At 64.4% G+C, this 12,117-nt stretch carries 9 protein-coding genes; all 9 read left to right on the top strand.

Translation table 11 applies throughout. The features are described 5' to 3' along the window. The first annotated feature begins 26 nt into the window (after positions 1-26). The 9 genes from rimO to C2847_RS06190 all read left to right on the top strand — a co-directional run bounded on the left by rimO (position 27) and on the right by C2847_RS06190 (position 12,101). Positions 27-1,331: a 30S ribosomal protein S12 methylthiotransferase RimO gene (gene rimO, locus C2847_RS06230; RefSeq protein ID WP_105317581.1), complete on the top strand. Its 1,305-nt coding sequence runs from the start codon at positions 27-29 to the stop codon at positions 1,329-1,331. A 12-nt stretch (positions 1,332-1,343) separates the two neighbouring features. Further along, positions 1,344-2,681 (top strand): Trk system potassium transporter TrkA, encoded by a 1,338-nt coding sequence (gene trkA / locus C2847_RS06225; protein ID WP_105317580.1) that lies wholly within the window; start codon positions 1,344-1,346, stop codon positions 2,679-2,681. Then, the gene (locus C2847_RS06220; protein ID WP_105317579.1) at positions 2,653-4,125 is read left to right on the top strand and encodes a TrkH family potassium uptake protein; all 1,473 of its coding nucleotides are present in this window, start codon (positions 2,653-2,655) and stop codon (positions 4,123-4,125) included. Before trkA ends, C2847_RS06220 begins: the two co-directional genes overlap by 29 nt. 17 nt (positions 4,126-4,142) lie before the next feature. After that, positions 4,143-6,599, top strand: coding sequence for an alpha-glucan family phosphorylase (glgP, locus tag C2847_RS06215; RefSeq protein WP_105317578.1), 2,457 nt, complete (start codon positions 4,143-4,145; stop codon positions 6,597-6,599). A gap of 112 nt (positions 6,600-6,711) precedes the next feature. Next, the gene (locus tag C2847_RS06210; RefSeq protein WP_105317577.1) at positions 6,712-7,476 is read left to right on the top strand and encodes an ABC transporter substrate-binding protein; all 765 of its coding nucleotides are present in this window, start codon (positions 6,712-6,714) and stop codon (positions 7,474-7,476) included. Positions 7,477-7,531: 55 nt separating this feature from the next. Continuing rightward, positions 7,532-8,320, top strand: coding sequence for an amino acid ABC transporter permease (locus C2847_RS06205; protein ID WP_105317576.1), 789 nt, complete (start codon positions 7,532-7,534; stop codon positions 8,318-8,320). A 61-nt stretch (positions 8,321-8,381) separates the two neighbouring features. Further along, positions 8,382-9,332, top strand: coding sequence for a TAXI family TRAP transporter solute-binding subunit (locus C2847_RS06200; protein WP_164835653.1), 951 nt, complete (start codon positions 8,382-8,384; stop codon positions 9,330-9,332). 55 nt (positions 9,333-9,387) lie between these two features. Further along, the gene (locus C2847_RS06195; protein ID WP_105317575.1) at positions 9,388-11,361 is read left to right on the top strand and encodes a TRAP transporter permease; all 1,974 of its coding nucleotides are present in this window, start codon (positions 9,388-9,390) and stop codon (positions 11,359-11,361) included. Continuing rightward, positions 11,358-12,101: an amino acid ABC transporter ATP-binding protein gene (locus C2847_RS06190; protein WP_164835652.1), complete on the top strand. Its 744-nt coding sequence runs from the start codon at positions 11,358-11,360 to the stop codon at positions 12,099-12,101. The genes C2847_RS06195 and C2847_RS06190 overlap by 4 nt, the downstream gene beginning before the upstream one ends. Positions 12,102-12,117: the final 16 nt, after the last annotated feature.

Below are 12,117 nucleotides of genomic sequence, written 5' to 3'. Positions count from 1 at the left end.
CGGGCTGAAGGGACTCCTGGAGGTCTATGGCAAAGATCGGCTTTGTGAGCCTGGGCTGCCCCAAGGCCCTCGTGGACTCGGAACAGATCCTTTCCCGGCTGAAGGCCCTCGGCTACGAAACCAGTGCCACCTACGAGGAGGCAGAGCTGGTGGTGGTGAACACCTGTGGCTTCATCACCCCGGCCATTGAGGAGAGCCTGGAGGCCATCGGGGAGGCCTTGCGGGAAAACGGCAAGGTGGTGGTGACGGGATGCCTGGGGGCCAGGCCCGAGGTGATCCGGGAAAGGTACCCCAATGTGCTGGAAGTCACCGGCCCAGGGGAGGTGGAGCAGGTTTTGCAGGCCGTGCAGGAGGTGCTTCCCGCACCCCGCAACCCTCTTTTGGACCTCATCCCGCCCCAGGTGAAGCTCACTCCCCGGCACTACGCCTACCTGAAGTTTTCCGAGGGATGCGACCACCGCTGTAGCTTTTGCATCATCCCCAAGCTCAGGGGAGGTTTGCGCTCCCGCGACGCCGGGGAGGTCCTGGCGGAGGCCGCCCGGCTGGTGGCCACCGGCACCCGGGAGCTTCTCCTCATCGCCCAGGACCTCTCCGCCTACGGGGTGGACCTCCGCCACCGGGAAAGCTTTTGGGGAGACCGCCTGGTGAAGGCGGAGCTCAAGGACCTCCTTACCCACATGGCGGAGCTTGGAGCCTGGATACGGCTTCACTATGTCTACCCCTACCCTCACGTGCGGGAGCTTCTTCCCCTCATGGCCGAGGGCAAGGTGCTTCCCTACCTGGATGTGCCCCTCCAGCACGCTTCCGAAAGAATCCTCCGCCTCATGCGCCGTCCGGGGGGGTACCAAAGCCACCTGAAGACCCTAAAGGCCTGGCGGGAGGTGGTGCCGGGGCTCGCCATCCGCTCCAGCTTCATCGTGGGCTTCCCCGGGGAAACGGAGGAGGACTTCCAGATCCTCCTGGACTTCTTGCAGGAGGCGGAGCTGGACCGGGTGGGGGTCTTCACCTACTCCCCGGTGGAGGGGGCCGAGGCCAACGCCCTTGCGGGCCATGTGCCCGAGGAGGTCAAGGAGGAGCGGAAGGCCAGGCTCATGGAGGTGCAGGCGGAAATCAGCCTGCGAAAGAACCAAAGCTTCGTGGGCAAGATCCTCGAGGTCCTGATAGACGACCTCCCGGAGCCCGGCCTGGCCCTGGGCCGGAGCTACCGGGATTCGCCCGGCATAGACGGCTTGGTCTACGTGGAAACCGATGGCACGGCTCGGGTGGGGGAGAGGATCCAAGTTCGCATCACCCGGGCCGACACCTACGACCTCCACGGGGTCCAGGTTTAGGATAGGGGCGGTATGTACATCGTCATCGCCGGGGGCGGGGAGGTGGGCGGGGAGCTGGCCCGCACCCTGGAAAAAGCCCATGAGGTGGTGGTTCTTGACCGCAACCCCCAGGCCAAGGAACGGTTTGCCCATCTGGACGTGAAGGTGGTGGTGGGCGGGGCCACGGATCCCGATGCCCTGAGGGAGGCGGGGGTGGACCGGGCGGACCTCTTCATCGCCAGCACGGATTCCGACGAGGTGAACCTCCTGGCCTCCCTTCTCGCCAAGGGCCTGGGGGCCAAGGAAACCCTCTGCTTTGTGGGCAAGGGCGGGTATGTGGATGTGCTCACCGACCCCCGCACCGCCGAGATCCTGGGTACCCGCATCGACAAGGTCCTCTGGCCGCAAAGGGCCATGGCCCGGGAGATTGTGGAGGTGATCCTGGTCCCCGGGGCTGTGGACACCGAGGTGCTGGCGGAGGGACGGCTCCGCTTTGTGGAGTACCGGGTAAAGGAGGGTGGCCCCTACGCCCATCGGCTTCTCGCTGAGCTTCCCTGGCCCGAGGGGGTCTTGGTGGTGGGGGTGGTGCGGGAGGGGGCCTTTTGGAGCTTTGCCCACCCCGGGTACCCCGAGGTCATCCTGGAGCCTGGGGACAAAATCCTCTTCATGACCACCTTACGGGCTTTCCCTGAGCTGGAAGCCTATTTCGCCACGGGGCGGGGCGTGCGTAGGGTGATGGTCATCGGTGGGGGCAACGTGGGTTTCATGGTGGCCCAGGAGCTTTTAAGGCGGCGCCTCGAGGTGGTGATCATCGAGCCCAGCCGCGAGCGGTGCGAGTGGCTTTCCCAGGAGCTTCCCGGTGCCCTCATCATCCAAGGGGATGGTACCGACCTGGAGCTTCTGGAGGCGGAGGGATTGCAGGAGGCCGATGCGGTGGTGGCGGTAACCGATAACGACGAGAAGAACCTCCTGGCCTCCCTCCTGGCCAAGCAGCTTGGGGTGGGTAAGGTGATCACCCGGGTGTCCCGCTCGGAAACCCGCAGGCTCTTTGAGCAGGTGGGCATAGACCTGCCCCTCACCCCCCGCCAGGCGGCGGTGCGGGCGGTCTTGGACTACCTGGGACCCGAGAACGTGGAGCATGTGTCCACCATGGACGAGAACATCGAGCTACTGGAGGTGGAGCTTCCGGAGAACTTCAGGCCCCGGTACCTGAGCACCCTGGCCACGCCCCAGGTGGCACCGGTGGCCCTGGAGCGGGACCATCGGGTGATGCTCTACCGCGAGGGCCTCGAGGCCCTGCCCAACGACCGGCTCTTTTTGGTGGTGGCCCGGGAGGTGGCGGATGAAGCCGTGGCCCGTGTCGTCGGCTAGGCAGGGGTTTCGCTCCAGCCTCTACCTCCTGGGCCTTACCTACCAGGGCTTTGGCCTTCTCATGCTGGCCTTCGCCCTCCTGGCCCTGGGCTGGGGGGAGGACGCCCGAGGGTTTCTTCTGGGGGCGGTGCTGGGGGTGGGGTTGGGCAAGGCCCTGCAGGGGGTGGGGCATGCGGAGGCCCAGCCGCACCGGGCGGAGGTCTTCGCCGCCGTGGCCCTGCTTTGGCTTTTGGTGCCCGCCCTGGGGGCCATACCCTACTGGATCTCGGGGGGGCTGGACTACCTGGACGCTCTTTTTGAAGCGGTTTCCGGCTTTACCACCACCGGGGCCACGGTGCTTTCGGATTTCGGGCAGTTTGGCAAGAGCCTATTTCTCTGGAGAAGTTTCACTCAGTGGATGGGGGGTATCGGCATCGTGGTGCTCTTCCTGGTGGTCTTTCCCCAGCTTCAGGTGGCGGGCCGCCAGGCCTTTTTCGCCGAGAGCACGGGGGTGGAGAAGGAGAGGCTTACGCCCAGGCTACGGCACACCGCCCAGGCGGTCTTGCGCGTGTACCTGACCCTGACCGCCTTGGCCTTCCTGTCCTACTGGTGGGCGGGCGTACCCGTCTTTGAGGCCTTGGCCAACGCCCTCACCACCACCCCGGCGGGAGGGTTCAGCCCGAACCCGCAAAGCTTTGCCGCCTACCCCCCCCTGGCCCAGTGGCTGGGTAGCTTCTTCATGTTCCTGGCGGGGGTGAACTTTCTGTTGCAGTACCGCCTTTTCTTTGGGCGGGAGGTCAAACCCCTCCTTAGGGATGCGGAGTTCCGGGCCTATGCTTTTCTGGTGCTCCTTGCGAGCTTACTGCTTTCCCTTTACCTCTACACCCACCACATGTATGGCCTCGAGGCCAGCCTCCGCCACGCCTTCTTTCAGGTGATCTCCATCGTGACCACCACGGGTTTTGCCAGCGTGGACTTTGCTCAGTGGGTGGTGCCGGCCCAGGCCATCCTGGTGATCCTCATGTTCGTGGGGGGCAGTGCGGGTTCGGGGGCGGGGGGCATCAAGGTGGTGCGCTGGCTTTTGCTCTTTGGGCTTCTTAGGCGGGAGATCACCCGCACCCTCCACCCCAGGGCGGTCCTTCCCCTGCGCCTGGGACAGCGGGTGGTTTCCGAGGAGGCCTTGCGGCAAGTTTCCGTTTTCATCTTTCTTTACACCCTTCTTTTCGGCTTCGGCACCCTGACCCTGGCGCTTTTGGAGGGGAGTTTTGTGGAGGCCTTTACCGCCAGCGCCCAGGCCATCGGCAACATCGGGCCGGGGCTCGAGACGGTGGGCCCCATGGGTTCCTATGCGGAACTCCATCCTGTTTCCAAGGTGGTCCTCATCTTCCAGATGTGGGCGGGGCGGATAGAGATCCTTCCCGTGGTCCTCCTCTTCAGCCCGGAGCTCTGGCGGCGGCTTCGGTGAAGGGTATAATCCACCCCATGAGGGTACTGGGGCGCCTTACTGCCATGCCCGAGCTTCCCGAGGCCCTTAGGGGTCTGAGGAAGCTGGCCTATAACCTGTGGTGGAGTTGGAATCCGGAGGCGGCAGAGCTTTTCCAGGAGATTGATTCCTCGCTTTGGAAGCGTTTCCGCGGCAACCCGGTCAAGTTGCTCCTGGAGGTGGACCCCGCCCGCCTCGAGGCCCTGGCGGGAAGCACCTATCCCGCCCGGGTCCAGGCGGTGGTGGCGGCCTTGGAGGCCTACCTCAAGGAACGGGAGGTAAAGCAAGGGCCTCTCACCGCCTACTTCTCCGCGGAATACGGCTTCCATAGTTCCTTGCCCATCTATGCGGGGGGACTTGGGGTGTTGGCCGGGGATCACATCAAGGCGGCCAGCGACCTGGGCCTGGACCTGGTGGGGGTAGGGATCTTCTACCACGAGGGTTATTTCCACCAGCGCCTTTCCCCAGAGGGAGCCCAGGTGGAGGTGTACGAAACCCTGCATCCGGAAGAGCTACCCCTTCTGCCCGTGCAGGACCGGGAGGGTCATCCCTTAAGGGTGGGGGTGGAGCTTCCCGGGCGTACGGTGTGGCTTGGGGCCTTCCGGGTGCAGGTGGGTGCCGTGCCCGTATACCTCCTGACCGCCGATCTTCCGGAAAATGCCCCGGAGGATCGGGCCATCACCGCCAGGCTTTACGCTCCCGGTCTGGAGATGCGCATCCAGCAGGAGATGGTCTTGGGGATCGGGGGAATCAGGCTACTACGGGCCTTGGGGTTTAACCCCCAGGTCTTCCACATGAACGAAGGGCACTCGGCCTTCCTGGGCCTGGAGAGAGTGCAGGAGCTGGTGGCCGAGGGGTACACCTTCCCGGTCGCTTTGGAACTGGCCCGGGCCGGGGCCCTTTTCACCACTCACACCCCGGTGCCTGCGGGGCACGACGCCTTTCCTTTGGAACTGGTGCAACGGTACCTCTTGGGTTTCTGGGAAAAGCTGGGCGTGGACAAGGAGGGCTTTTTCGCCCTAGGCCTCGAGGAGAAGCCCTGGGGCAAGGTCTTTTCCATGTCCAACCTGGCCCTTAGGACCAGCGCCCAGGCGGGTGGGGTTTCCCGCCTTCACGGGGAGGTTTCCCGGGAGATGTTCCACCATCTCTGGCCGGAGCTTTTGCGGGAGGAGGTGCCCATCGGCCACATCACCAACGGGGTCCACACCTGGACCTTCCTCCACCCCAGGCTCCGCCGCCATTACGCGGAGGTGTTTGGTCCTGACTGGCTGCGGCATCCTGAGAACCCCGCCACCTGGAGGGTGGAGGGGTTGGGGGAGGAGTTTTGGCGCATCCACCGGGACCTCAGGGCCGAGCTGGTGCGGGAGGTGCGCTCCCGCCTCTACGAGCAACGCCGTCGAAACGGGGAGAGCCCAAGCCGCCTCCGCCAGGCGGAGCGCATCCTGGACCCGGAGGCCCTTACCGTCGGCTTCGCCCGCCGCTTCGCCACCTATAAGCGGGCCGTGTTGCTGTTCAAGGATCCCGAGCGCCTCCTCCGCATCCTCCAGGGGCCCTATCCGGTACAGTTCGTCTTTGCAGGCAAGGCTCATCCCAAGGATGAACCCGGCAAGGCTTACCTCCAGGAGCTGGTGGCCAGGATCAAGGAGTACGGCCTCGAGGACCGCATGGTGGTCCTGGAGGATTACGACATGTACCTGGCCCGGGTTTTGGTCCACGGCAGCGATGTCTGGCTCAACACTCCCCGCAGGCCCATGGAGGCCTCGGGCACCAGCGGGATGAAGGCGGCTTTGAACGGGGTCTTGAATTTAAGCGTCCTGGACGGCTGGTGGGCTGAGGCCTACAACGGAAAAAACGGTTTTGCCATCGGCGACGAACGGGTCTACGAGAACGAGGAAGCCCAGGACATGGCCGACGCCCAGGCCCTGTACGACGTGCTGGAGGGGGAGGTGCTTCCCCTTTTCTACGCCAAGGGGCCCGAGGGCTACTCCTCGGGGTGGCTTTCCATGGTCCACGAGAGCCTCCGCACCGTGGGCCCGAGGTTCAGCGCCGCTCGCATGGTGCGGGAGTACCTGGCCCTTTACCAAAGGGGGCAGGAGTGGGCGGGGAAGGCCAGAGGGGAACAGGAGGTGCTGCGCGCCTTCCACCAGGCTTTGCCTGCCTTTTATGGCCTGGCCCTCCGGGTGGAGGTTCCGGGGGACTTGACCTTGAATGGGGAACCCTTGCGGGCGCGGGCCTACCTGGAGGGGGAGGTGCCGGAGGCCCTAAGACCTTTCCTCGAGGTCCAGCTGGTGGTGCGCCGCGCAGGCGGGGGGCTGGAAGTGGTGCCCATGGAAGAGGCCTCGGGATGGTTCGAGGTGGCCTACCGCCCTTCCCGGCCGGGAAGCTACGCCTACGGGGTGCGCATGGCCCTCAGGCATCCCGTGACGGGCCGGGTGGAATGGGTGCGGTGGGCCTGACGGAAGCGGCGTTGCCGTGGGGATGGCGCTTGCCCTGGGCTCCGCCTCGGGTTTTCGGACTTGCAAGAGGCTGGCCGTGTATAATCGGCCCCGTTAAGGGAGGTTGAGCGCGATGAAAAGAACCTTGGCGGTGTTGGCTTTCCTGGTCCTTGGCCTGTCCCTAGCGCAGGTACGTACTTTTGACCAGATCAAGCAGACGGGGGAGATCCGCATTGGAACGGAGGGGGCCTTCCCCCCTTTTAACTACTTCAACGAAAAGAACCAGCTCACCGGCTTTGAGATCGACCTGGGCAACGCCATCGCCAAGAAGCTGGGCCTAAAGCCCGTCTGGATCACCCAGGCCTTTGACAGCCTCCTCATCCAGCTGAACCAGGGCCGGTTTGACTTTGTGATCGCTTCCCACGGCATAACCGAGGAGCGGGCCAAGGCCGTGGACTTCACTAACCCCCATTACTGCACGGGCGGCATCATCGTGAGCAAGAAGGGAGGCCCCAAGACGGCCAAGGAGCTTCAGGGCAAGGTGGTGGGGGTGCAGATCGGCACCACCTATATGGAAGCTGCTCAGAAGATTCCCGGCATCAAGCAGGTCCGCACCTACCAGAAGGACCCCGATGCCCTTCAGGACCTCCTCTCGGGCCGCCTGGACGCCTGGATCACGGACCGGTTTGTGGCCAAGGAGGCCATCAAGGAGCGGAAGCTGGAGAATACCCTCCAGCTTGGAGAGTTGGTCTTCCAGGAAAGGGTGGCCATGGCCGTGGCCAAGGGCAACAAGAGCGTGCTCCAGGCTCTTAACCAGGCCCTGGCCGACCTGATGAAGGACGGTACCTACGCCCAAATCAGCAAGAAGTGGTTCGGCGAGGACGTGCGCTGTAAGTAACCAGTCCCGGGCCCGGGGTGTAGGGGTTGCCCTGGGCCCTTTTCCTGCCGCGAAGATGCCATCTTGGTTGCGGGTCCTCTTGCTCCTGGCTCTCCTCCTTGGGGGGTATTTCGGCTTGTTCGCCCTTTTGGGCGTGGTGCTGGAGCGCTACTTCCTTCTTACCGGCTTTGGACCTGACCGGGCGGCTTCCGCGGGCCAGGCCATGGCCTTGGGTGCGGAGATCACCTTAAAGCTCACCTTGATCTCCAGCCTGGCGGGGCTTGCCATCGGTGTGTTTGCTGGGATGTTCCGCCTCTCCCGCCGATTCTGGGTGCGGCTTCCCGCCAGCTTTTACATCTGGGTTACCCGTGGCACGCCCCTTTTGGTGCAGATCCTCTTTGCCTACAATGCCTTGCCCCTTTTGCTTCAGCCCCTCTGGCCCGAGGCCCAGCAGGTTCTCACCCCCTACTGGGCGGCCTTCATCGCCCTTTCCTTCAACGTGGGGGCGTATAACGCCGAGGTGGTCCGGGCGGGCATCCAGGCCATTCCCAAGGGGCAGTGGGAGGCCGCCTGGTCCCTTGGGCTTTCCCCGGCGGACACCATGCGCTTCGTGATCCTGCCCCAGGCCTTGCGCATCGTGGTACCTCCCTTGGTCAACAACGTGGTGGCTCTTCTCAAGGATTCCTCCCTGGCCAGCGTCATCGCCCTTACCGAGCTCGCCCTCTCCGGGCAGCGCATCATCTCGGCCACCTTTCGGCCTGTGGAGGTCTACTTGGCGGTGGCGGCCATTTACCTCCTTTTGACCACCGTGCTCACCTTCTTCACCAACCTTCTGGAGCGGAGGCTACAGGTGGCGGGGAGGTAGGGCTTGAGGAAAGGAAGGGGCTGGGGGTATACTGCCTGCGGCGTAAAGGAGGTGTAAGGTTATGCGGCTGAAAGAAACGCTATTGGCAGGGATTGCCTTCCTAGGTCTGGGCCTGGCCCAGGAGTTTATCACCATCGGCTCGGGTTCCACCACGGGGGTCTACTTTCCCGTGGCCACGGGTATGGCCAAGCTGGTGAACGATGCGGGGGTGGGCATTCGGGCCAACGCCCGCTCCACCGGGGGCAGCGTGGCCAACATCAACGCCATCGCCGCCGGGGAGTTCGAGATGGCTTTGGCGCAAAACGACATCGCCTACTACGCCTATCAGGGATGTTGCATCGCTGCCTTCGATGGGAAGCCCGTGAAGGGCATCCGCGCTTTGGCGGCCCTTTACCCTGAGGTCATCCATATCGTGGCCCGGGCGGATGCAGGCATCCGCACCGTGGCGGACCTCAAGGGCAAGAGGGTGGTGGTGGGCGATGTGGGCTCGGGTACCGAGCAAAATGCCCGGCAGATCCTCGAGGCCTACGGCCTCCGCTTTGAGGACCTGGGCCAGGCCATCCGGGTAAGCGCCACCCAGGGCATCCAGCTCATGCAGGATAAGCGGGCGGATGCCCTTTTCTACACGGTAGGCCTGGGGGCCAGCGCCATTCAGCAACTGGCCCTCACCACCCCCATCACCCTGGTGGCGGTGGACCTGGGCAAGGTCCAGGCCATCGCCAAGAAGTACCCCTTCTACGTGGGCTTCAACATCCCCGGGGGCACCTATAAGGGGGTGGAGGTCACTACGCCCACGGTGGCGGTTCAGGCCATGCTCATCGCCTCGGAGAAGCTGTCCGCCGATACCGTGTACAAGTTCATGAAGGCGGTGTTCGGAAACCAGGAGGCCTTCAAGAAGATCCACCCCAACTTGGAACGCTTCTTCAGCCTGCAGAAGGCGGTGAAGGGCCTGCCCATTCCCCTGCATTCCGGTGCCGAGGGGTTCTACAAGGAGATGGGGGTTCTCAAGTAAGCTCTGGGCTGAATCCTGGGGGCCCCAGGAGGGGCCCCCTTTGTCTGGAGGGAGCATGGAGAAGGACGCCTCGCTGTTGGTGGAAGAGAGCGAGCTGGGAGGGCGGAAACCCAAAGGGGCAGGCCGGTACCTCCTCTTCGGCCTAGGGGTGATCTGGAGCCTTTTCCAGCTTTGGGCCACCGAGCTGGGTACCCTGGACCCCATGCGGCTCAGGGCGGTCCACTTGGCCTTCGCCTTGGCCCTGGCCTTTTTGGCCTACCCGGGGAGGCGGGGGCCGAGGGAGCGCATTCCCCTCCTGGATTGGGGCATGGCCCTCTTGGGAGTAGTCGGGGCCCTCTACGTTGTCTGGGATTACTACGGGATCACCCAGCTCCGGGGGGGTATCCCCAGCCAGCGGGATGTCTTCATGGGGACCCTGACCCTTGGGGTCCTATTCCTGGCCGCCTGGAGGGTGGTGGGGCCTGCCCTACCCATCATCGCTTCAGTGTTTGTCCTCTACGCCCTTACCGGACCTAAGGGGTTTCTGCCCTTTACCCTTCCCCCCTGGCTCCAGCTCCATGCGGGCAGCCAGTGGGGCCAGCTCATGGGGCAGCTCTACACCACCGCCGAGGGCATCTTTGGGGTGCCCTTGGGGGTCTCCGCCACCTTCGTTTTCCTCTTCGTCCTCTTTGGGGCGCTTTTGGAGAAGGCGGGGGCCGGCCACTTCTTCATCCGGGTGGCCTACGCCCTCCTGGGCCATTTCCGCGGGGGGCCGGCCAAGGCGGCGGTGGTGGCCAGTGCCCTCACGGGGGTGGTTTCGGGAAGCTCGGTTTCCAACGTGGTCACCACGGGCACCTTTACCATTCCCTTGATGAAGCGGGTGGGCTACCCGCCGGAGAAGGCGGGGGCGGTGGAGGTGGCCAGCTCCTCCAACGGCCAACTCATGCCTCCGGTGATGGGGGCGGCGGCCTTCATCATGGCGGAGTTCTTGGGCATCCCCTATAGCCAGCTCATCCTGATCGCCGTTATCCCTGCGGTTTTGGCCTACGCCACCCTTTTCATCACCGTGCACCTCGAGGCCCTGCAGCTGGGCCTCAAGGGGGTACCCAGGTCGGAGCTACCCCCCGTGGGTCCTATTCTGCGCTCGGGCCTTCACTACCTTCTGCCCCTTATCTACCTGATCTACGCCTTGGTGGCCCTGCGCCTGACCCCCGAGCGGGCGGCCTTGAACACCATCTTCCTCATGCTCCTCCTCATCCTGGCCCAGGAGGTCTGGCGGGCCCAGAGGGCCGGGGTGGGGTTGGCCTTTGGCTTCTTGCGGGGTGGGCGGCTCATCTTGGAGGGCCTCGAGGCGGGGGCCCGGGGCATGGTGGGCATCGCCTTGGCCACGGCCAGCGCCGGGATCATCGTGGGCATCGTCACCATGACCGGGATCGGCTTTGGCCTTACCGACATCGTGGAGCGCTTATCGGGGGGGAACCTGATCCTGGTCCTTCTCCTGGCCCAGCTCACCAGCCTCCTTCTCGGGATGGGCCTTCCCACCACCGCCAACTACATCGTCATGGCCTCCTTGGTGGTGCCGGTGGTCCTCCAGCTTTCCGAGAAGGCGGGCTACGGGGTGCCCCCGGTGGCCGCCCACATGTTCGTCTTCTACTTCGGCATCATGGCGGACTCCACGCCCCCAGTGGCCTTGGCCGCCTACGCGGCCAGCGCCATCGCCAGGTCCGACTTTTGGAAGACCGCGGTCCAAGGCTTCGTCTATGAGCTCCGCACCGCCCTTTTGGCCTACATGTTCTTCTTCAGCCCCAAGCTCCTCTTGTTGGGAGTGGAAAGCGTGGCGGAGGGGGCCTGGATCGTCCTCTCCGCCCTTTTGGGCATGACCGCCTTCAGCGCCAGCCTGGTGGGCTTCCTGCACAAGCGCACCACCCTCTTGGAGAGGGCTCTTCTCATGGCGGCCGCCCTGACCCTGGTGGTGCCCGGCCTCCTTACAGATGCCATAGGCCTGGCGCTCTTCCTCTTGGTCTATGCCATCCAGCGGGTGAGAAAATGAAAGCGGTGGACCCCATCATCCGCATCCACAACCTGCACAAGTGGTTTGGCTCCCTGCACGTGCTCAAGGGGATCCACCTGGAGGTGGCCCCTGGGGAGAAGCTGGTGATCATCGGCCCTTCGGGCTCGGGGAAGAGCACCCTGATCCGCTGCATCAACCGCCTGGAGGACTTCCAGGAGGGGGAGGTCATCGTGGACGGACGGAACGTCAAGGAGGAGCGGGCCCTCAAGGAGGTGCGGCGGGAGGTGGGGATGGTCTTCCAGCAGTTCAACCTTTTCCCCCACATGACGGTGCTGGAGAACATTGTTCTGGCCCCCGTGCGGGTGAGGGGCTGGTCCCGGGAGCGGGCGGAGCGGAAGGCTTTGGAGCTTTTGGAGCGGGTGGGGATTTTGGACCAGGCGAGGAAGTACCCGGGGCAGCTTTCTGGGGGCCAGCAGCAGCGGGTGGCCATTGCCCGGGCCTTGGCCATGGAGCCGAAGGTGATGTTGTTTGACGAGCCCACCAGCGCTTTGGACCCGGAGATGGTGGGGGAGGTGTTGGACGTGATGCGGGACCTGGCCCGGGGGGGTATGACCATGCTGGTGGTGACCCACGAGATGGGTTTTGCCCGGGAGGTGGCGGACCGAGTGATCTTCATGGACGGGGGTCAGATTGTGGAGGAGGGGAGGCCGGAGGAGATCTTTTCCTCCCCCAGGGAGGAGAGGACCCGGGCCTTCCTGCAACGGGTCCTGCACCACTAGGCCGATGGGGGGCGAG

This window comes from Thermus tenuipuniceus (assembly GCF_002964845.1).
Lineage (GTDB): Bacteria > Deinococcota > Deinococci > Deinococcales > Thermaceae > Thermus > Thermus tenuipuniceus.
Note: the sequence above shows the minus strand (reverse complement) of the source record. Positions and strands in the feature narration are given on the sequence as shown.

What these genes read in the sequence shown, in the direction of transcription:
- rimO (WP_105317581.1), top strand. Translation starts at nt 27, where the DNA reads ATGGCAAAGATCGGCTTTGTGAGCCTGGGCTGCCCCAAGGCCCTCGTG.
- trkA (WP_105317580.1), top strand. Translation starts at nt 1,344, where the DNA reads ATGTACATCGTCATCGCCGGGGGCGGGGAGGTGGGCGGGGAGCTGGCC.
- C2847_RS06220 (WP_105317579.1), top strand. Translation starts at nt 2,653, where the DNA reads ATGAAGCCGTGGCCCGTGTCGTCGGCTAGGCAGGGGTTTCGCTCCAGC.
- glgP (WP_105317578.1), top strand. Translation starts at nt 4,143, where the DNA reads ATGAGGGTACTGGGGCGCCTTACTGCCATGCCCGAGCTTCCCGAGGCC.
- C2847_RS06210 (WP_105317577.1), top strand. Translation starts at nt 6,712, where the DNA reads ATGAAAAGAACCTTGGCGGTGTTGGCTTTCCTGGTCCTTGGCCTGTCC.
- C2847_RS06205 (WP_105317576.1), top strand. Translation starts at nt 7,532, where the DNA reads ATGCCATCTTGGTTGCGGGTCCTCTTGCTCCTGGCTCTCCTCCTTGGG.
- C2847_RS06200 (WP_164835653.1), top strand. Translation starts at nt 8,382, where the DNA reads ATGCGGCTGAAAGAAACGCTATTGGCAGGGATTGCCTTCCTAGGTCTG.
- C2847_RS06195 (WP_105317575.1), top strand. Translation starts at nt 9,388, where the DNA reads ATGGAGAAGGACGCCTCGCTGTTGGTGGAAGAGAGCGAGCTGGGAGGG.
- C2847_RS06190 (WP_164835652.1), top strand. Translation starts at nt 11,358, where the DNA reads ATGAAAGCGGTGGACCCCATCATCCGCATCCACAACCTGCACAAGTGG.